Here is a 21,614-nt window from a genome sequence, read left to right as displayed (position 1 = left end):
GAGAGATTCATAGAGGGTCTTTTACGATTTACATCTTAATCAAACGTTTATTTATCAACTGCTTTTGAACGATTTTTAGTACTTTATTAATTTTGACCAATTTCGACATTGTTGATATCATATTCTTAATAAGTATAATGAGGTGATCATAATGAGAATGTTAGCTGTTTTATTTCTTTTAACCTCCATTTTCCTTGCGGGATGTGGTACGGATGTAAAACAAAGCGCGAATGGATCAACTGAAGAAAATACAATAGAAGAAAATGAAACAACTGAAGCAACTGAAGAAGTAAAAGAAACAGAAGAACCTCAAGAAGAAACAGCAGAAGTAACGCAAGAGGCTGAAGGGGAAGAAGCAACGGAAGAACCTGCGGTAGATTCTGAACAAGTGAGCACTGAAAGTCTAGAAGGTGTCTACAATGGACAAGTTGATACACATAGCATTGAAGTTGACCATGCGGATCACGGACCTATGATCTTCCAAACGCTAGAAACAGAAGTTGACTTTGATTCTATTAAAGAAGGTAGTAATGTAACACTAGAGTATTATGTCGATGAAAATGGTCTAAATGTCTTGAAAACTATTACAGTTGTGAATTAATTTTAAGTCCCCACAATAAATTGTGGGGCTTTTTGTTCTATAAAATCAGGAATAAAAATGGTAAAAATGTTACACTCACCCTTTTGTTACTTAATGGTAAAATGGTTTAGCAGATTAATAAAAGGAGCGTGCAAAATGAAAAGATTCAATGGTATTCTATCTCTCATCTTTGCTTTTGTGCTTATGATACCAGCCACAGGTACATATGCTGCATCGAACTCAAATTATCAGCGTGCAGTGAGTGCGGGAGAAGAATTGAAAAAGGAATTATCAAAGTTTAATAGCTATATAAACTCTGGAAATTTATATAATGTGGATGCTCAATATGATGCGTTTACGAAAAAAATTCGCAATACAGAGTTACTAATTGGAAAAGTATCAGGTTCTTCAAACAGAAATTACTTAAATACAACGTATGTTCGTCCGGCTAAAATAGCAAAAGAACGTGTAATTTATGAAATTTCTCAAATAAGATTGTTATATATCATTGATAAACGCTTTGACTTAAATCAATTAGCTGAAGCGGAAAGTGATTACGCCAAACTTGAAAGGCTACAAAAAAGAGCAAAGCAAATAAAAGAAGCTGGAGGATACGAAAGCCTACCAACATCCATCAATCGTTCATTACATTGGTGGGAAAGCTATATTGTTGAGCGGCTTAACGCGAATACAAGTGAAGAAATCGTCCCATCTGAAATAGGGACCATTCACGACTTTTTAGTTTACTTGAATCATGTTTACATCAATGATGAAGGTAGTTTACTTGAGTTAAAAGGATGGACGATGGAACCAGTTGGTGAAGATGGTTTCGGCTTTTTCCTTAGATCCTTTTCTAGGTCTAGTTTAGAAAAATTAGATGAAATCAATGCAAAAGGAAATGATGAAGCTGTAAGAGAATGGGCAACTAACATTGTGAATGCAATTGATTACTTTTCTACTGAAAATGGGGCTGTTTGGTATGCTTATGCTTCATCTGCTTGCCAAGGCTATGTACCTTCTTCGTTCCCTGAAGATTCATATCGGTATTATGTAGGATCTTGTGGCTACACCTTCAATGTTTTTAATGCTGATTCTAAAAATAAAACACCAAGTGTATTTTATGATGGGTATTTAGAAAATAAAGATAATTATTAATATAAGCAGGGCAGCCTAGAAGAGGGCTGCCCTTACCTTTATTACTCATTTAATTTGCTTCTCGTTTCTGCTTCATACGTTTCTAAGAAAGCCTTCATGCTGGGTAGATCTGGATATTTTCCAGGGTATAGCTTATTTCCTGCTTCCTTAATTTCAACTGCGCGATGTTTTAAACGATCGAGTTTTTCTAGTTCTTTAAAAGCAGCTGCTTGATCGTTTTGAGCCATGAGATTATTTATTTTATTTAATAGCTCAAAAATAGAAACCTCGTAAATAACCGTCTCACGAACAATCTTCGCTTGCTTAACAAGTGCCTCAGCCATGTATTTGCGTGTTTCACTTCCATAAACCTTCCCTATTATAAGCTCTTCTTTTCTAATATTCACAGATAGTAAATGATAGGACTGAACTAGTTCAGGAGTAAATGTATCATTTTGTACAAACTCATAAACGCTGGTTCTTGAAGCTTCTACTTCATTTTTTCCGTAATTAACAGCATCAATGAATTGAGCTGATCGTATTTGATAGGGTTTAACTGCATCTAGCCCTTGTTGTAGCTCATGTTTTTTCGTACTTTGAAGTAGATTTATTTTTGTCTGTGCGTTTAAGACCGCTGTTTTCGCAACTGAATAGTCTGAGTTAAATTGAGGAGAAAGAGCTACTTCTTCAACAGATGATGCAACGTATTTACCTCTTAGCTTATTGGCCTTTATTTGAGCATCTGCTACAGCTTGCCTTGCTGCTTCTTCAGCATGATCATTTAAAAGATTGTTATTTTGGCTTGTCTTTCCAATTACAATGATTGGCTTTTTCGCAGGATCAATCCATGTTAAAAGCTTCTTTACATTTTCTTCTGCAAGAGCAACACAACCAGCTGTTGGACTTGTTGAGCTTCTCCATACGTGTAAGAAAATCGCACTTCCTTTTCCTTTCACAATCGGGTCTGTATTGTAGTTAATCGCTACTGCATATTTGTAAAGAGATTGCTTTAAAATTTCATAGGAATTCCAGCGAGTATTAGGGTTTCCATTATAGGTAACCCATTTGTTGTAATCAGAAGAAGCTGGGTCATCTATCCAATAATCATTTGCTGTTGTAGTTCGATATGGCAGCTTAACACCAGCTGGTTTTTCACCCCAGCCAAAAGCAGTGCCAAGAGAGTACACTCCAGTTGGTGTAATACCGTCACCTTCTTTTTGCTTAGTTGAAATACCGCTCTTACCAACGACGGCCGACATGGTTGGAAGAGCTTTTCTCCACTCACCGTTACTTTTTTCATATGTTGTGAGGATAGCACCGATGCCACCATTGTTATTCACGATGATGATCTGGCTTTCATCTCTAATTTGGTTCATAGAATCAAAGCCATTCAGCTGACTGGCTGCATTTGAAGTTTGTGGAATCATCGAAAAACAAACCAGAAGTGCTAAGAAAAATAATAGATGCTTTTTCAAAAAAAATACCTCCAATACCGTTTTCTTCTACTATATAGGTCTACGATAAAATCATTAATTTTAAGTCTATAGACAAACAGAATAGAATACAAGAGAGAACATTTGTTTAAAATTCCCAAAAGTGCCTTAAATTTAACTTTCAAAATACAAAAAAAATGATACAATTACTTATTAGTAATCTACTATCTATTACGAAAGAGGATAAACGATGAATAAAAGACAAGATCGTCATAAAAAGAAAAAAAAGAAAAAAAAATTTGTTAGAGGGTTTTTCTTCCTTCTAGTTCTTATACTTGGTTTTGGTGGTTTTATTTTTTATCAATATTACACTGGCCTACAGGCAGCGGGTGAGGGATTTGATAAAAATGCTGCGACTGACTTTGAAGGAGCAGCAGTCGATAAGTTAGGGAAAATTAATGTTCTGTTACTCGGGATTGATTCCCGAGGTGAAGAAAAGTCACGAACTGATACGATCATGATTGCACAATACGATACAAAAGAAGGAACTGCTAAGCTTGTATCGATCATGCGTGATACGTATGTTGAAATACCGGATTACAAAAACTATAAAGTGAACACAGCTTACTTCTTAGGCGGCCCTGAATTGTTAAGAAAAACAATTGAAGAAAACTTTGGAATTGATCTTCATTATTATGCATTAGTTGACTTCAAAGGCTTCCAGCAGGTTGTTGATACACTTGCACCTGGCGGAATTGAGATGGATGTTGAACACAGTATGTCTAAAAACATTGGTGTAAGTCTAGAGCCTGGTGTGCAAATGCTTGATGGAGCAGAGCTGCTTGGATATGCAAGATACCGTGGAGATGCCAAAGGTGACTTTGGACGAGTTGAACGTCAACAGAAAGTAATTAATGCTTTAAAAGACGAATTAATTAGTGTGAATGGTGTAACGAAGCTTCCTAAATTAATTGGAACGGTACAGCCTTATATTGAAACAAATGTTGATGGTGCTGAAGTGATTGGTATTTTAAAAGACTTTGTTTTAAACACACCAGAAGACATTGAAACAATGACAATTCCTGTTGAGGGCTCGTACACAAGTAAAAGTTATTCTCATGCAGGTTCTGTATTGGAGATTGATATGGAAGAGAATAAAGCGGCGTTGGATGCGTTTTTGAATGGCGGTTCGTCGGTGGTGACGAGTGATTCGGATGAGGAACAGTAATTAGATTTTGAGGGAATGCTCAGGCCTTGTGGTGGCCTGGGCGTTTTTTGTTTAATGGGAGTAAGGGAAGTAGTTGTTTTTTAGCAGATGAAGACCAGAGTGGTGGTGGAGGGTCTTCTTAAGTTGGGTGAAGATAAAAGTGGTGGTGGAAATGGGGGGAGGTGGTCTTTATGAGGAAGATGAAGACCAAGGTGGTGTTGGAATAAGGATGAGATGGTCATCATAAGGAAGATGAAGACCAAGGTGGTGCTGGAATAAGGGTGAGATGGTCTTCATGTGGGAGATGAAGACCAAGGTGAGAGTTAAAATTGGGGAAATTGGTTTTCATAAGATGATGAACGACAAACCACAATCCAAAAAAGAGGAAACTGTCGTTCATAAAGGAGATGAACGACAAAACGCTACCAAAAAAAGAAGAAACTGTCGTTCATAAAGGAGATGAACGACAAAACGCTACCAAAAAAAGAAGAAACTGTCGTTCATAAAGGAGATGGACGACAAAACGCTACCAAAAAAGAGGAAACTGTCGTTCATAAAGGAGATGAACGACAAAACGCTACCAAAAAAAGAAGAAACTGTCGTTCATAAAGGAGATGACCGACAAAACACCTCCCCCATAAGTGCTAACAGTCTCACACAAAACAAAAACAGCCCAATCTCACAAAAATTGGACTGCCCGCCATATCTAAAAACCACCTATTTCATATATCGCCCATCCGTCGCCTTCGGAAACCCAGAATTATCCCACTTATGATCCTTCGCCAATTCACTATCCGTCACCAGGAAGTAATCATAACGCACATACCCTTTCTTATCCGGAACAGGATCATTCCAAGTTGCATCGACGTTATACCACGCACCATCGATCTTTACTTTATTCCAAGCATGAGCCCCACCGTTAGCTGTACCTGTTACATACTTCGTTTCAATATTCAACTTACCTAACAAATAAATCATAGCTTCAGTGTAGCCTTCACAAACCGCTGTCCCTTTAATAAGTGCACCATACACATTATAAGAATCTTCAGGTAGAGACCCTCGCAGATAATTATCATAATCATACGCCATATTCAAAACTAGGTAATCATGAATGGCCTTTACCTTTTCGTACTCAGACATGCCAGGAGTAATCGTTTGAGCCAGAATCTGATTAGCCTTTTGCTCTAACTGACTCTTCATCGATAAGATTGTACTAGTAGAATAAAGATACTTAATTTCAAATCTCCCATCAGACCAGAACAAACTCCCTTTATAGCTAAAATAAAAAAGCTCGGGATGATCTTGAAGAACCGAATTCAATGTTTCAAAAACAACATCTGAATCCTTTGAAAAACTCCCAACATTAATTTCTGGCTTTATACTCGAGATTCCATTATAAATAGAAGAATAAAGGCTAGGTGCACTACCTGTTTCTATTGTATCTCTCAAGGTGTTTTCATAATTTGTAAGATAGCTATTTACCGCAGCAGGTAGTGAAGCATATCCACCCGCATTCTTAATTTCAACAGCTCTCTTCTTTAAACGATCAAGCTTTGCTAGTAAGTTTTTTGCTTCATTAAAGCTTCCTTTTTTCACGTTTGCATCGATTTGCTCTAGCAAACGAAGCTGTGATACTTCATAAATGACCCGTTCTCTGGAGATTTTTGCTGGTCTTACAAATTCTTTCAACAAATACTCACGCTTTGAACTGCGTGGAACCTTCCCTATAGCTCTTTCTGTTTTTCCGATCATAGCTGAAAAATCATTATATAAAGAATCGACTAACTCAAGATTTCCTTGATTGATTGCCCGATCAAATGATGTTTGCTTTTGTTTCAATTGATTAGCTACGTTTAATGCATCTTTATATGGAACTTCCCAAGAACCCGCATAAGCTTGTACATGTGAGAAGCTAAAAAACAGGATCACTAGTAACAAGGCTCTCCTTAGCATCAACATCCTACCTACCACCTTTTATTAGAGTTACTAGAATTATAGCAAACTTTTATCACAAACTAGTAAACTTCCCGACAATGGAAAAAAGTAAACAATGTTTTGACAATATATTTACATTTTTTACATAATTTTTACCACAATTTACAATAGGTAAATACTTGGTTAACAAAACTCTATTAATATAAAACTAGTGTACAAGATAACTAGTAGGAGGATGAGCAATGAAAAGTAAAGATCTTTTCAAGAAATTAGTCCCGGTTACAATTCTATCTTCAGTAGCCATTGCAGGTGTTATTGGGGCAACATCAAATACAACTGTTTCAAGTGCAAAAAGTAAAGGCGATCCAGAAATTAAAAACGTTATCTTTTTAATTGGTGACGGTATGGGGCCTTCTCCGCTTGCTGCACACCGCTACATGAAGGATAATCCGAAAACAAAAGAAATGGAACCAACTGAGTTCGACAAGTATTTAGTCGGAATGCAAACTACATATCCGGATGATCCAGCACAAAACATTACTGACTCTGCATCTGCAGCAACAGCAATGGCATCTGGTATCAAGACATACAATAATGCAATCGGTATGGACAATGAAAAAAATCCATACGAAACAGTTCTTGAGCAATCAAAAGAAATGGGAAAAGCAACTGGTTTAGTTGCAACTTCTGAGGTTACGCATGCTACACCAGCTGCTTATGGTGCACATGATGAGAGCCGTAAAAATATGGATGCAATCGCTAATGACTACTTTGATGAATTAGTAAATGGCGAGCATAAATTAGACGTTCTTCTTGGTGGAGGTTTAAAGAACTTCTCTGCTGATATGCGTAAAGATAAGCGTGATCTTGTAGGAGAATTTGAGGATGCAGGTTATACAACTGTATCAACAAAAGAAGAGCTTATGAACGATGATAGCGAGCAAATCTTAGGTTTATTCGCTGATGGTGGTCTTCCAAAAATGATCGACCGTCCAGACAGCATTCCTTCATTAGAAGAAATGACTGAAACAGCAATCGAGCGTTTAAGCAAGGACGAAGATGGTTTCTTCTTAATGGTTGAAGGAAGCCAAATCGACTGGGCAGAGCATGACAATGATGTTGTTGGTACGATGAGTGAAATGGAAGATTTCGAAAAAGCATTTAAAGCAGCAATCGAATTTGCTGAAAAAGATGGTCACACTTTAGTTGTTACAACTGCTGACCATGCTACTGGTGGTATTTCTCTTGGATCTAACACAAAAGCTTCTCCAGGTGGAGACTACAACTTCCACGTAGGACCAATTAAAGCTTTCTCAAAAACACCTGACTACATTGCAGCTGAAATCTTTGCTGCTGGCGACAAAGCTGATGTTGAAGGAATCATGAAAAAGTACATTGCAGCTGATTTCTACAGCAAGATCACTAAAGAAGAAATTCAGGCTGTGAAAGATGCAGCTGTTGCAAAAAACGGTACAGCTATTGATAATGCAATTGAAGCAATCGTAGATGACCATTCTGTTACTGGTTGGACTACTGGTGGACACACTGGTGAAGATGTACCTGTATATGCATATGGTCCACAAAGCGAGCGTTTTGCTGGATTAATCGACAATACAGATCAAGCAAAAATTATCTTTGATCTTCTTGAAGAAAACTATGTACCTGGTGATGACAATGAAGAAAAGCCAGAAACAGGTAAACATATTGGTCGTATCTTAATTAAGAATGACACAACTATGTATAAGCCTAACGGTGATGTATTCCGTACGTTAAAAGCTGGCGAAGGCATTCGCGTATTTAGCTCAGAAGACGGTGTGTATGACGTAGGTGGCGGCTATACTGTTAAGCATGATAATTCAAAAGTAGTATTCTATGTTGGTTTTGTTACTATTAAAGCTGATACTTCTTTAATGAAAGATGGTAAGGCTGAAAAAACACTTAAAAAAGGTAACATGTACCGTGTTTATAGTGTAGATGGAGATCAAATCCATGTAGGTGGCGGATACTACGTTCAAGCAGATAGCAAAGTATCTTATGCAAAACACTAAGATATAAAGAAAAAGCTTTGTGGGATCTTTCTCCTACAAAGCTTTTCCCTTAATCAATTCCTTCTATTAGGATAGCGGTTATTCTCTTTAGAAAGCTCATAATAATCCTCTGCTTTCTTAAAATCTCCAGTTTCTTCCGCAGCCTTACCAGCTTGATAAAGCAACCAAGCATGATTTGGTTCATATTGTAAAGATTGTTCTAGTAATCTTAATTTTTCATTTCCTGAAACTAGATTATTTTCTACGGCAAAGCGGACATAATCAGTTTCCCATGCGTTTTTATCGATAGCCTTTAGAATCCATTGCTGTGCTTCTTCTCTAGTCAATGAACTGTTTGCTGCTTTATACGCTGAATCGGCATTCAGAAATTGATAGGATAACAAGGCACTACTAACAAGAAGGATAAATGTGCTTGATATCGCAATTTTGTTTTTTAAAGAAGATAGCTCCAACTTCTTTGGAGTGACTAAAAGACACAACAGAAAAAGTAAAAAGAAAGGATAGGAAAAAGTAAACTCCAACATTCCGTGTATTAATAAAAAGAGAAAAGCAGGAAACGCCGCTGCATGACTACGCAATAAACGATAGCCAACTTTAATTAAAATAATACAAACATAGATCAGTCCAACGATCCCAATTTCAATCCATATATTTAAAAAGCTATTATGAACTTCACTTGTTAAATACGGAGAAGATTGAATACGATACATGAACAGCTGCCAGGCTTTTCCGCCAAGTCCTATCCAGGTAAATTGCTCCCAATGTTCCAGCGAATCCTTCCAATACAGTACTCGCTCTGAAAACGTACCAACATCAAATCCTAAACGACGTTGTAAGGAGTCAGGTAAGATTCTGTAAAACAATCCTTTCCAATAAAGGTCACTCACTGTTAAAACGATAAAGACTATTAGGGCTAGTGGAAAGATATGACGGTTCTTAAGGTTAGGTACTTTCTCTAAAACTTTAAATCTGTCTCCAATCCAAACAATGACACCTAAGAACATCAGTGAAATTATCGATAAAAATGTAATTTTAATCGTACCACTTAACGTAAATAACATATAAAGAAGAGTTCCACCTGAAATCATAAAGGAAGATAAAAGAAAATATTGTACATGCCGATTTGCTGATACAACATAAAATGACATCACCCATACTGCGGCAAATAGAAGCCATGCCCCTCGAGACTCTGTTAATAAAAACAAAGGCCATGCCGGCAGGACAATGAAACTATGAAGGAAGTAAAGATGTTTTTTTGACTCCTTCATAGCTTGGACAAGATGAAACAAAATGATGGCAGCAAGAAAGGATGCAAAAGCATTTGGGTATTGCAAAAATCCTCCAAGGCGCTCACCAAGTCCGGAAAGTTCTTTAGATAAAGGTAAAATAAAATGTGGAAACGAAATGATTTTTATTAAAATAAAATAGGTTCCTATAATCATTGTCCAGCTTAGAGCAGCAAGGATTAATGGTAGTTGCTGACTGGGGTTTTTTAGGTGGATAAATAACACACCAAAAGCAATAACCGTGCTCCAAACTAGAAATTGATCCAAGGTCCCTTGAACAGATTCAGCACCTAAGAACAGAGTAAACAAGTATAAAAGAGGTATCGGCAATAACCATAGAGGAATATAAATAGGTTGATGACGTATGAAACGAATGAGTAAATAAATCCCTACGAAAGCAAACAGTACGAGGGAATATTTGTACATTAACTCACTAGGGTAAAGCCCGAAGCTTATGAGAGATAACAATAAAAAAAGATAAATGATAAATACCATTAGACGCACCTTCCGTAAACTACATAAGAAAAAGAAACAGCCATGTAGCTGTTCCTTCCTCTTTCTATAATCTTACCATAATAATCAACTAATACTTTAACGCATGTAATGTTGTTTTAATTTGATCAAGACTTTCAATATACTCACTTTGCGTTAAGAAGATTGTGTTTGTATTTGGATTTTCAGCTGATAATCTTATATACCCACCTGTATAACCCAAATTATATGTTCCTAATTTGTCTCCATTATTTGAATAAACATAAGCTTTATTATCATCAAATGGAGTAAATAGAATCTTGTTATTAAGTGGATAAAGAGATGCCCACTCTGTATAAGGAATATTTGATTGCCAACTGAATTGGCCATTCGGTGTGATGCTTGCGATATATTCACTAGTATTCATATAAAGCTGGTTAGTAGAACTGAAGAAGCTGCTGTGAATATAGTCATCCGAAAAGTCAGGGATAATCTCAATCTCTTTTTGAATATTTCCATTAGCATCTAAAGAATAATAGTGTGAACCAGTTAAGATTAAAGTGCTTAGTCCATATTCACGTAAATCATATACATACCCAATATCATTTGCTTCCCAGTTCTTTTCGCCCTCAGGATTAAAAGAATAAAGGGTATCTATTGAAGAGAAATAATCATCTCCACCATAAATGATATTTACATACACATTATGATCAACTTTCAGTAGCTCAAAATGGTTAATGTAATTGATCTCTGGGTTGTCAATCGCTAGACTGTTAGTCCACTCTTCATTTCCTGTATTCGAATACTTTGTTAGCGTGCTATCTTTCCAATTGTTTATGTCGATATTTATCACATAAACTGATCCATTTGGTCCTAGTTTCATATCCCAGGCACCAGTCGGCTTAGAGAGTGAATATAGAAGCTTACCGCTAGATGAAACAGCATGAATTTTATCTTTTACAACTAAGTAAACTGTTCCGTTTTCGCCAATTAGGTAGAAATCTTCAAATTCCATGCTTTGATTTACTGAATAAGTCCATTCTTTTTTTCCATCGGTTGTGTAGGAAGTAACGGCTCCCTTTGTATAGTTAATTGTCACAATTCGCGGGTCTTCCTTTGTACCGCCTAGTTCAACTCGGTGATCTTGTACAGTCCAAGAATTCTTTTTTGTTCCATTCACATCAAAAGACATAATATCTGCCTTGTAGACTTCATCAACAATATTATAATTTCCATAAAGTAGGCTGCCGTCGTCTTGTACATTTCCTTCAAATAATGGTTCACCAGTAAATGAGGCTTTCCAACCGTCTTCAGGGTTGCTAGTGTTTAGTTCAGATTTAATGTTGCTTTCCCACTCTGTTAAGGTGTTAGTGATTGTTTCGGGAACCGCTTTATATCCACCCGCTTCTTTAATTTCAACGGCTCTTTTCTTCAGGCGCTCTAACTTTTCTAAATTGCTTTGCGCTTTATCGAGTTGGCCTTCAATATATTGCTTTTCGATAATGAGTAATAAACGGTATTGAGAAACCTCATAGATCACACGTTCTCTCGCAATTTTTGCGGGACGCACATAGGTATTGTTCAATTGATCTCGGTTAGATTTTCCTGAAACCTTCCCAATGGCTCTTTCCGTTTTTTTAATTTCATTTGACATAGCATCATATTGATTATGTATGTCCTCAATATCACCAGCGTTAATTGTTTGTTCAAATGATGACAGCTTTTTCAGAAGTCCTTGACCAAGTGCTTTTGCATCATCTTTTGCAGCTGCATGAGTGATGTTGGCACTGAAAATAAGAGTGAAAATAGCTGTTAAAAGAAATAGTGCTTTTTTCAATGGTTGAATCCTCCTATGAAATATAATTCTATAAACCTATGAATATATTACCATAAAATGAAAATATTTAAAGTTGCTTAGGAAAGGATCTAGTAGATAAATGGGAATGAAATCCTAATTCTAAAGTAGTGCTTGCATGATAAAATGACGAAGTAATCTATTATTTATTTTTACCGTAGAGGAGATCGTCTGTTGAAAAAATTACCGATTATTGCTTTATCCGTAGGTTTACTTGTAAGCCCTATTAGTCCATTAGCAACTGAAACAACTGCCCTAGCAGCTCAAAGTCATACCAACTATGATGCAGCTGTGGAGCAAGGTAGATCGTTAAATGCGATTCTATCAATTTATAACAATGCTATTAATAAAGGTGAGCTTATTACGATTGACATGTTTTATGATACGTTAACAAGTGAAATTCGTCAGCTAGAGATTAAGATCGGAAAGGTATCAGGAGCTTCGAATCGTGAAAGGTTAGCGCAAACATACTTAGTTCCCGCAAAAATAGCTGTTGAGCGTACGATCTATGAGGTGTCTCAATCTCGATTAATGGATGTTATTATGGAAGATATTTTTAATTATGAATTTGAAAAAGTTGAAAGAAACACGGCGAAGCTTGAGCGGTTAAAACAACGCGCAGTAGCAATTAAACAAGCCGGTGGTTATGCAGCATTGCCAGCGGTTATTGACCAGGACTTAAGATATTGGGAAGCTGATTTACAAGGCTTTTATTTAAGTGAACTTCTTTACGAATATAGTGATGCTATTGATTATTATGAAGATATTGACATGGCAAACGAACTGTACAACAACCTAACCAAGCAAATGAAGCTAACTCAACAAAAAATTGGGAAGGTAGCAGGAAAAGCATACCGTGCTGAGCTTGATGAATTCTATGTACTACCCGTAAAAATGGAAATTGAACGCACAATTTATGAAATTTCCCAATATCGTTTATTAAATATGATTTCTGATGACTTGTACTTAAATTCTGATGCAGAAAAAGCACAAAAAGAATTTACTAAACTTGAAAGATTAAAAAATAGAGCAGTTGAAATCAAAGCTACCGGTGGTTATGCAGAGCTTGTAGCAATTGAAGAGTATTTAAGGAATATGGAATTTGGGTTAACTGATTATCTTAACTTGTTGGTTAATGGAGGAGAGCTTCCAGTAGACACGGGTGATGCTGTTAATGAACTTTGGTCAGCCATTTCAAATAGTGACACAACGACTGTTCAAACTCTTCTTACTGAGAACACATTTAACTTAAATGAACTTGTTGTAACAGATAACACGATGAATTCGGACATGCTTGTTCTTCAATATGCTGCTGAGTATTCAAATGTGGATATTGTTAAATTACTAATTGATCACGGAGCCGATCCATTACAAACGAATATACATGGACAAGATGCAATGGGCAGTGCGATTATTGGCAACAATATTGAGATTGTTCAATATTTCTTAGACAACCATTTTGATGCGAGCTATGTGAATGTCGATGATAATGTGTTCCAGCGTACACCGTTAATGTATGCAGCTGGTCATGAAAGACCGGAAATTACTCAACTTTTGATTAATTCTGGTGCCGATCTTAATGCACAAGATCAAATGGGACAAACTGCACTTATGTGGGCTGCTTCTTATAATCATGTTGAAACAGCTAGAGTCCTACTTGAAAACGGAGCAGATACAACACTTGTTGATGGAAGTGGTTTAACTGTTTTTGATATGCCTTCTGCTGATTATGAAAATTATGAGGCGATGGTGGCTTTATTAGATTCCTATAGATAATAGATGTAACAGAGAGCAAAGACGCTCTCTGTTATTTTTTATGGGTTTGCACCTTTTCAACATAAAACGATAGAAACCTAAATAGTGTAATAGTATAATTATCCTATTATTAGAAAAAAAGGGACACATTGTAGGAAATGTAGGAGGTAAACATGCGAACAGCAAAAGCACTACTATCTATTATTTTATTTTTATCACTTTTTTCATTCTCGTATCCAACACATGCAGCAAATACTGCACTTAAAGATGCTGAAAATGTAGGGAATATGCTGCTGCAAAGGCGCGCCAATATGGAGGCAGCTATCAACAAAGGTGACCTGGAAACAATTGATATGCTTTATAACGATTTCACAGCATATATCACCAAAACGGAGCGGGCAATTGGTAAGGTATCCGGGAGCTCTACTCGTTCAAAGCTACTTAACAAATATGTAAAGCCATCAAAAATAACAAAAGAACGAGTGATTTATGAAGTATCGCAAATTAGATTATTGGATATCATCGAAAGATCTTACTTTGATGGGAATGGACAAAAAGCAACAAGTGATTTAAAAAAATTAGAACGTTTAAAGAAAAGAGCCGTTGATATTAAAAAAGCTGGTCTATGCACAACTGCCAGCAGCGGTTACAACGTTTTTAACGAAAACGGAAAATCGAGTAAAAAATACGAATCTTGTTCAAAAGTTAGGTCCTCAATTAACAAATATTAATGTATCAGTTGCAACGTTTGGCGCGAGCTCAAATGGAGAACACCTTATGCTATCTGTTCTACAAGGACTTCCGGCGACGTTAGCTGTAACAAATCTTTATACAAAAGAACTAGTTGACGTAGAACCTCTTGCGAACACAACGGCAGGCTGGTCAATTGAAGAAGGTCCTGCAGGTACGTTTTTCATCGGAACCACACCAAACGAATTATTATACAAATACGATGTGAACAAAAAACAGCTTACGAAAATTGGAAAAGCTACAACAGAAAATAACACGGTTATTTGGGATCTTGATTATTCAAGCTCAAGCAATGCGTTTTATGGTGTTACTTCAAATGAAGGAAAGGCCTTTAAATTTGTTGATGGCAAAGGCTTTTATGATTACGGCACGATTCTTTCAGGTAAAAAGGATGCGAAGAGTGTTGCTTATGGAGACAATGATTATCTCTTTGTTGGCTTAGGTTCTCCGGCAGAGCTTGTTGCACTTAATGTGAAAACGAGAAAAAAAGAGCTGCTCTTACCGAGTGCTTATAAAAATGAAAAGAACATTCAAGCTTTAGATGTTGTTGACAATCTTTTGTTTGTGAAGGTAAATCCAAGCGGAAAGATTTTATACTATGACGTGAATTCAAGGAAATATCTTGGTGAATTTGCAGCAGACTCTTTTGGTGTATCCGCGAAATCGCCTAGAGGAAATGTTGTGTACTATGGCTATCAAAATTCGATCTATTCGTTTAACTTAACAACGAAGGAACGTAAGCTTTTGGTAGATCGTAAGGTTCCGGGTACAATTGTTTCCTTTGATTTTATCGATAACGATACACTTGTGGGCAAATTAGGTAGTAATGAGCGTTATTTTACGTATGATTTTGACAGTCAGCAATTTCAACATGATTTAATGACTCTACCTGCCCAACCGATTGAATTACATCATATTGGTTCTGATGGTCAGGGAAATGTGTTTAGCAGTGGATTTTTAAATGGTAGTCTTGGTATTTATTCACCGAGCACGAAGAAAACCGAGGTAAAAGGAACAACTGGTCAGGTAGAAGGCTCTGCTTATATTAACGATAAGATGTATTTGGGTGTTTATCCGCAAGCGAAGATGATTGAGTACAACCGATCTACTGGTACATCTAGAGAGCTTCTTAATTTAAGTGGATATGGGCAAGATCGACCAAGTGCTGTTCTTCATCTTCCGAATACAAATAAATTATATATCGGAACAACACCACGTTCAGGGTATAGTGGTGGAGCGTTAGCGATTCTTGATGTTGGTTCGAATAAAGCCACAGTTAAAAATCAGCTGATTAAAGATCAGAGCATTGTGTCATTATCATATTCAAAATCCCAGGGAAAAATCTATGGAGGAACATCTATTTTTGGAAAACCAAATGTAGATCCTGCTAAAACGAACGCAACATTGTTTACAGTTGCTGCGAATAATGCAAATGCAGCCCCTGTTATATTAAAGATGCCATTTAAAAATATCCGTTTTTATTCAGCTCTTGCTGTGGCAAATGACGGAATGATTTGGGGATTAGCAGATGAAATTCTTTATGCTTACCATCCTGCTAAAGGTGTCGTGTTCAGCAAGAAAATTGTGAACGATGTTTCAGGTCATTCACCAAATGGTTCCTTATTAATAGGAAAAGACGGATACCTCTACGGAGTTGTCGAAGGAACGATCTTCAAAATGAATCCGAAAAATCATAGACTCACCTATTTACGTCAAAAACGAGATGTAAAACAAGTGATTCAATCTCCAGATGGAACGATTTATTTTCATGATGGAGTTAGTTTGTGGAAGTACTCTCTTTAATATGATTTAGTAAAACACCTTGTATTCCTTACAAATACAAGGTGTTTTTTATTCATAAAAAAAGAGGAATTGTACAGGCTAATCAATAATATCTGTCAGTGGGAGTGTCATCCATGGAATTATTTGAACGACATAAAATCATAACGACGGACAATGAAGTTGTGATTACTCTTTATTTAGATTCTTTTTCAACAGAATTTTCAAGTGAATTAGGATTTAAAGGGAAAATAGATGATTTACATGCAACGGCAAAGGAATATATTCAAAAACGTTTTCCGGATATTAAACATGCGACAGTAAAGGTTGTAGCAGGAGTTGTACTTGTTTCAGCTTTTTCTCTTCATACGACGCAAAAAGCTTCAGCACATGTTGCTGATTTTAATATGACATATCTATACTTTGGGAATACCAAAAGCTACATAAGTCAGATTGATCGCACGGGTGGAAACCTTAATCTTGTTTCTCCAAGCTATTTTGATCTGAATAGTGATGGGTCACTAAAATTAACGTCTCAAGTTGATAAAACGTTTGTAAACGAAATGCATAATCGTGGGATTAAGGTTGTGCCATTCTTAAGTAATCACTGGGATCGGACATTAGGGAGAACAGCATTAGCTAATCGTGAACAGTTGTCTCAACAAATTGCAGATGCAATCGTTACTTACAATTTAGATGGAGTTCAAGTTGATATAGAAAATGTAACAGATGTTGATCGGGACAATTATACTGACTTAGTTCGACTACTAAGAGAGAAGATACCTGCAGATAAGGAGGTTTCTGTTGCAGTAGCGGCCAATCCTTATGGGTGGAATAAAGGCTGGCACGGCTCCTATGATTATAAACAGCTAGCCCAATACTCCAGCTATATTATGATAATGGCCTATGATGAAAGCTTTCAGGGAAGTCCTGAGGGTCCTGTCGCAAGTCTTTCGTTTGTAGAAAACTCGATTAAGTATGCATTAGGTGAAGAGGTTCCTCCAGAAAAAATTGTGCTTGGAATTCCTTTTTACGGTCGTTACTGGAAGCAAGGAGAAAGTTATGGAGGCTATGGACTATCAAATAGCAGGGTAAGTGAAATTACAAGTAAATATAAAACAACTACAACCTATGATACAAAAAGTCAGTCACCGATGATGACCTTTGAAGTAAAATCAACAGATCCAATTATGACGGTGGCGGGAAGAACATTAACCGCTGGTACTTATCATCTTTGGTATGAAAATGAAAGGTCCATTCAAGCAAAAGTGAATTTAGTTCATAAGTATGGTTTAAAGGGAACAGGAAGCTGGAGTCTAGGGCAAGAGGACCCGAGTATATGGGAGAATTATCGAGCTTGGTTAACAACCCATACTACAACAGTCGATAGTGATCAAAGTCCAGCTGTGGAGGAGCCAGCAGGGGATAGCACAACCTATGTTGTCCGCGGAGGAGATACATTATCTAGTATTGCCAAAAAGTTTGGATTAACAGTCACACAGTTAAAGGAGTATAACTCGTTAACAACAGATGTGATTTACATCGGACAGCTTCTTTATTTGGTTCCTAACGAAGAAAACACACCTATTATTATTCCGAACACAGCTCTTCCGACAAACCATGGTCAGATTATTGGGAGACTGTACTTAAAGGAAGATACACAGCTACTAAAAAAGCAGCCAAATGGTTCCTATTTTAAGTATAAGCTGCTCAAAAAAGGCGAAGTGATTAATGTGTTTGGCGCTCAAGGAAATAAATATGATGTTGGCGGTGGATATTATATAGAAAAAACAGACCGAATGAGTCTTCATATTGGGCGGTTATTGATAAAGAATCGGGAAGTGTTATATAAGCCGGATGGTACGTTTTATCGGTACTTAGAAAAAGGGGAAGCAATAAAAGTATTTTCCTATGATGAAAATAAGTATAATGTTGGTGGGGGCTATTATATCAAACCAACTGACAATGTGTTATTTTATGAGGGGTTTTTAAAGCCAAAAAGCTATCTAACTTTATATAAACCGAATGGGGCGGTACACAGACATATTCGCCCTGATGAATATATCCGAGTTTACAGTATTGATGGTGACAGATTTTACGTTGGTGGAGGATATTATATAAAAATTGATCGGAATTTAGCTTCGTTTGTGAGACATTAAGATGAAAAATAGGTATCAACATAAAGACCTCCACTTGGAGGCCTTTATGTTAATCATACACTTGTCTAAAAGAAAAATCCAAACCCTATAGTAAAACGAAAATGATGTCATAATTATGGAAAGCTGTCCAACAATATGGAATACTACCATATTTATGAAACTACGGGAACAAAGACTATTTTACCACATTTCAGGGAAAATTATGCTGTTTTTTCACAATTTATTAAGAAAGTTTTTTCTTTATTTTTCAGTGGGGAAAAAAATAAGGACTTCTAGAAAAATCAAGGGTTTATTATGGTTTTTATATAAAATTTATTTAGAAAAAAACGTTAATTAACATAACTATTAACAAAATGTTCCATAAAGTTTAACAATAAATCCCTTTAAAATATTAGGAAAGTCACATAGAATAAAAGGTAGAAAGAGACTATCAAATTTCGTCGAGGAGTAGGAGATTTTGTTTAATTTTAGGAGAGTTATTTATTTGGGTTTGTTAATCATGTGTATAAGCTTCATTATACCATCTATTAAGGGACAAGCTGCCTCGAATTCTGAGGAGTCAAATTTCGAGAATTTGGGTCCTAAAGTAGAGTATTTAAATGTAATTAGAGGAAAAAGTGTTACCGTTCAAGGGAAAACGTATTATGTAGCTCTGTTACAAGGAGAGCCTGCAAAAGTAGCGGTAGTAGATTATCAAACAAAGAAAGTGATTGATTTAAAGGAACTTGAAGGAGCAAAGGCTGCTTGGTCAATTGAAGCAACTTTTGACGGAGAGGTTTACATTGGAACAACTCCAAATGAACATGTGTACAAATATGATTTACTAACGAATAACCTAGAAGACCTTGGTAAGGCAACTACGAATTCGGACACTGTTATTTGGGATTTGAATTACGATGAGAAAAATGATCGATTATTTGGTGTTACTTCTTATGGTGGTCGAGTATTTTCTTACAATCAAGAAGAAGGCTTTAAAGATTTTGGCACAGTAATGCAAGGTAGACAATATGCGAGAAGCGTTGTTTATGATGAAGCTGAGGATACCTTATATGTAGGAGTTGGATCACCTGCAGCACTGATTAAGTGGAACTTAATTACAAATGAAAAAACAAATCTTTTAGAAGACTATACAAAATCTAGCTCATCTGTTTATGATCTTGATATCGTAGACGGACAGTTGTTCGCAAAGATGGAAGGAACAAATGAGATCCTTCATTATGATCTTGAAACAGATGAAATGGTAAATCAGTTTAAGGCTGATTCTAGAGGGGTTTCACAAAAGAAGGCAAATGCGACAACTGTATTTTACAGCTTAAAAGGATCTTTATACGAATACAACTATGTATCAAAATCGAGTAAAGAAATCCAATCAGATTTAAACGGATCCAGTGCTGTGTCACTAGATATCATTCCGGATGAAGGTAAAGTAATTGGATTGGCAGGAAATCTCGGTAAATTTTATGACTATAATTATCAAACTGATCGGTTCTCACTTACTGTATTAAAGCTTCCACCACAGTTTGTTGAAATTTTTCGAATCGGAAGTAGTTCAACAGGCGATATTTATAGCTCAGGGTTTATTTCTGGCTATTTATCTAGATATACTCCGTCTATCGCCATGAATCAAACCTTTAGTGGAATTGGACAAGTAGAAGGAATCACTGAATCCAACGGAAAGCTATATTTTGGAACATATCCTAATGGCGATATTTACGAATATGATCCAACTGAAGTATGGAGTAAAGGATCGAATCCGAAAAAAATTCTTTCATTATCAAGTGATGGTCAATCTCGTCCATCAGCTCTTGTCGCAGATGATGAAAACAACCGTTTATTCATCGGCTCTGTTCCAAAACGAGGAGAACATTCAGGTTTAGTGACGATTTATGATACGAAAAATCAAGAAATCATAGACCAAATCGTATTAAAAGAAGGACAAAGTGTTGTATCAGCTACATATGATAAAGAAAAGAATATTTTATATGCTGGTACGTCTGTTTATGATGGCACAGGTGTAAAAACCGAGGATAGTGCGAGTATTTTTAAAATCGACTTAAATCAAGAGACTTATACAGCTGAAGAAGTATCTATTTCTAACGGATACAGCATCATGGTTTCTGCATTAAAATGGGATGAAGATGGGAAGATATTTGGAATCGTTGATAATAAGTTTATTGTGTATTATCCACGAGTAGAGTCTGCCCCAGAGCCTGAGCCGGAAACGGAAGAAGATACTGAAACAGATACTGAGGAAGATACAGAAACAAATCCGGAAACAGATTCCAAGCCTGAACCTGAAGTCGAACCAGAACGAATTGATATTTATCCGATCATTCCTGAGAGTGTGTTAGGAATGGGTAAGAATGAATCATTAATTGATGGTGAAGATGGTTATTTATATGGAACTGTTCAAAATACACTATTTAAGGTAAGTCTTACTAATTTTTCGATTAAGATTTTTAGACAAGGTGATGTAAATACATTAGCTAAAGGTAATGATGGCTACTTATACTTTAATAGTGGAGCTAACTTGTGGAAAGTGAAGCAATCTAAGTTAACGAATGACAAGGCGATTGAGCCGACGCAAATTCAACTGCCACATGTCACAGTAACTGAATCACCATTCCCAATTGCGCGTGTTTATACGAAAAAACCTGTTGTTCTTTATAAAAAGGTAGCAGGAAATATGGTGCCGTATAAAAACCTACAATCTAAGCAAGCATTTAGAGTATACGGTTTAGAAGGCCAATATTATCATACTGGTGGCGGCTATTATATTTATCATGAGGCTTCAAAAACATCTGCCTATATTGGTAGAGTGTTTACGAGTATACCGACTCAAATTTATACTCCTACCGGCGAGCCATTTAGAATGATGCTCCCTGGAGAAGAAATTAAAGTGTTTAACTATGATAATGAAAAGTATGATGTTGGTAATGGTTATACCATTGCTAAATCCGCAGAAGTGACCTATTTTACTGGTGCTGTCAAGCTACTGGGTGATACGGAGCTTTACAAATATGGTGAAGAAGAACCTGTTCTTACTTTATCAGCAGGTGAAGAGCTGTTTATCTCCAATACAGATGGAAATAAATTAGAGATTGGAAACGGGTATTACATCTTGTATGATAAAAGTAGTATGGAATACAGTAAGAGTTAAGTCATATAAAGACTGACCTGGTTTGGGTCAGTCTTTATATTATCTTTTAATAAAGGGAGGCA

General features: G+C 36.4%; 13 protein-coding genes and 1 pseudogene. 10 read left to right on the top strand and 4 right to left on the bottom strand.

What is annotated here, in order from left to right:
• Positions 1-151: 151 nt before the first annotated feature.
• Positions 152-601: a hypothetical protein gene (locus LPC09_RS22780; RefSeq protein ID WP_231308450.1), complete on the top strand. Its 450-nt coding sequence runs from the start codon at positions 152-154 to the stop codon at positions 599-601.
• A 135-nt stretch (positions 602-736) separates the two neighbouring features.
• Positions 737-1,735: a hypothetical protein gene (locus LPC09_RS22775; protein ID WP_231308449.1), complete on the top strand. Its 999-nt coding sequence runs from the start codon at positions 737-739 to the stop codon at positions 1,733-1,735.
• 41 nt (positions 1,736-1,776) lie between these two features.
• On the opposite strand, the gene LPC09_RS22770 is transcribed toward LPC09_RS22775, so the two are convergent.
• Positions 1,777-3,189 (bottom strand): L,D-transpeptidase family protein, encoded by a 1,413-nt coding sequence (locus LPC09_RS22770; protein WP_231308448.1) that lies wholly within the window; start codon positions 3,187-3,189, stop codon positions 1,777-1,779.
• 208 nt (positions 3,190-3,397) lie between these two features.
• Here LPC09_RS22770 and LPC09_RS22765 point away from each other — a divergent pair, with 208 nt between their 5' ends.
• Entirely contained in the window at positions 3,398-4,375 is a 978-nt protein-coding gene (locus LPC09_RS22765; RefSeq protein WP_231308447.1) for an LCP family protein, read from the top strand.
• Between the two features lie 295 nt (positions 4,376-4,670).
• Positions 4,671-4,808, top strand: a complete 138-nt coding sequence (locus LPC09_RS22760; protein ID WP_231308446.1) for a hypothetical protein — start codon at positions 4,671-4,673, stop codon at positions 4,806-4,808.
• A 263-nt stretch (positions 4,809-5,071) separates the two neighbouring features.
• On the opposite strand, the gene LPC09_RS22755 is transcribed toward LPC09_RS22760, so the two are convergent.
• The gene (locus tag LPC09_RS22755; protein WP_098797836.1) at positions 5,072-6,313 is read right to left on the bottom strand and encodes a transglutaminase domain-containing protein; all 1,242 of its coding nucleotides are present in this window, start codon (positions 6,311-6,313) and stop codon (positions 5,072-5,074) included.
• A 218-nt stretch (positions 6,314-6,531) separates the two neighbouring features.
• Here LPC09_RS22755 and LPC09_RS22750 point away from each other — a divergent pair.
• Positions 6,532-7,935 (top strand): annotated as a pseudogene (locus LPC09_RS22750) (alkaline phosphatase); the annotation flags it as partial.
• A gap of 455 nt (positions 7,936-8,390) precedes the next feature.
• On the opposite strand, the gene LPC09_RS22745 reads toward LPC09_RS22750, so the two are convergent.
• Both LPC09_RS22745 and LPC09_RS22740 read right to left on the bottom strand, forming a co-directional pair.
• Positions 8,391-10,118, bottom strand: a complete 1,728-nt coding sequence (locus LPC09_RS22745) for an O-antigen ligase family protein (protein WP_231308445.1) — start codon at positions 10,116-10,118, stop codon at positions 8,391-8,393.
• Between the two features lie 88 nt (positions 10,119-10,206).
• Entirely contained in the window at positions 10,207-11,931 is a 1,725-nt protein-coding gene (locus tag LPC09_RS22740) for a hypothetical protein (RefSeq protein WP_231308444.1), read from the bottom strand.
• 192 nt (positions 11,932-12,123) lie between these two features.
• On the opposite strand from LPC09_RS22740, the gene LPC09_RS22735 reads away from it, so the two are divergent.
• The 5 genes from LPC09_RS22735 (at position 12,124) to LPC09_RS22715 (ending at position 21,552) form a co-directional block, all read left to right on the top strand.
• A complete protein-coding gene (locus tag LPC09_RS22735; protein ID WP_231308443.1) occupies positions 12,124-13,725 on the top strand; it encodes an ankyrin repeat domain-containing protein in 1,602 nt (533 codons plus the stop codon).
• Positions 13,726-13,877: 152 nt separating this feature from the next.
• The gene (locus LPC09_RS22730; RefSeq protein WP_231308442.1) at positions 13,878-14,435 is read left to right on the top strand and encodes a hypothetical protein; all 558 of its coding nucleotides are present in this window, start codon (positions 13,878-13,880) and stop codon (positions 14,433-14,435) included.
• 46 nt (positions 14,436-14,481) lie between these two features.
• Positions 14,482-16,257: a hypothetical protein gene (locus tag LPC09_RS22725; RefSeq protein ID WP_231308441.1), complete on the top strand. Its 1,776-nt coding sequence runs from the start codon at positions 14,482-14,484 to the stop codon at positions 16,255-16,257.
• 113 nt (positions 16,258-16,370) lie between these two features.
• Complete coding sequence (locus LPC09_RS22720; RefSeq protein ID WP_231308440.1) at positions 16,371-18,392, top strand: glycosyl hydrolase family 18 protein; 2,022 nt, start codon at positions 16,371-16,373, stop codon at positions 18,390-18,392.
• A gap of 484 nt (positions 18,393-18,876) precedes the next feature.
• On the top strand, positions 18,877-21,552 hold the full coding sequence (locus LPC09_RS22715) for a hypothetical protein (protein WP_231308439.1): 2,676 nt from the start codon (positions 18,877-18,879) through the stop codon (positions 21,550-21,552).
• The last annotated feature ends 62 nt before the right edge of the window (positions 21,553-21,614 follow it).

The sequence above is a fragment of the Metabacillus sp. B2-18 genome (assembly GCF_021117275.1).
In the GTDB taxonomy this organism is placed as follows: Bacteria; Bacillota; Bacilli; order Bacillales; family Bacillaceae; genus Metabacillus.
Note: the sequence above shows the minus strand (reverse complement) of the source record. Positions and strands in the feature narration are given on the sequence as shown.

What these genes read in the sequence shown, in the direction of transcription:
- LPC09_RS22780 (WP_231308450.1), top strand. Translation starts at nt 152, where the DNA reads ATGAGAATGTTAGCTGTTTTATTTCTTTTAACCTCCATTTTCCTTGCG.
- LPC09_RS22730 (WP_231308442.1), top strand. Translation starts at nt 13,878, where the DNA reads ATGCGAACAGCAAAAGCACTACTATCTATTATTTTATTTTTATCACTT.
- LPC09_RS22720 (WP_231308440.1), top strand. Translation starts at nt 16,371, where the DNA reads ATGGAATTATTTGAACGACATAAAATCATAACGACGGACAATGAAGTT.
- LPC09_RS22765 (WP_231308447.1), top strand. Translation starts at nt 3,398, where the DNA reads ATGAATAAAAGACAAGATCGTCATAAAAAGAAAAAAAAGAAAAAAAAA.
- LPC09_RS22725 (WP_231308441.1), top strand. Translation starts at nt 14,482, where the DNA reads ATGCTATCTGTTCTACAAGGACTTCCGGCGACGTTAGCTGTAACAAAT.
- LPC09_RS22775 (WP_231308449.1), top strand. Translation starts at nt 737, where the DNA reads ATGAAAAGATTCAATGGTATTCTATCTCTCATCTTTGCTTTTGTGCTT.
- LPC09_RS22755 (WP_098797836.1), bottom strand. Translation starts at nt 6,313, where the DNA reads ATGTTGATGCTAAGGAGAGCCTTGTTACTAGTGATCCTGTTTTTTAGC.
- LPC09_RS22745 (WP_231308445.1), bottom strand. Translation starts at nt 10,118, where the DNA reads ATGGTATTTATCATTTATCTTTTTTTATTGTTATCTCTCATAAGCTTC.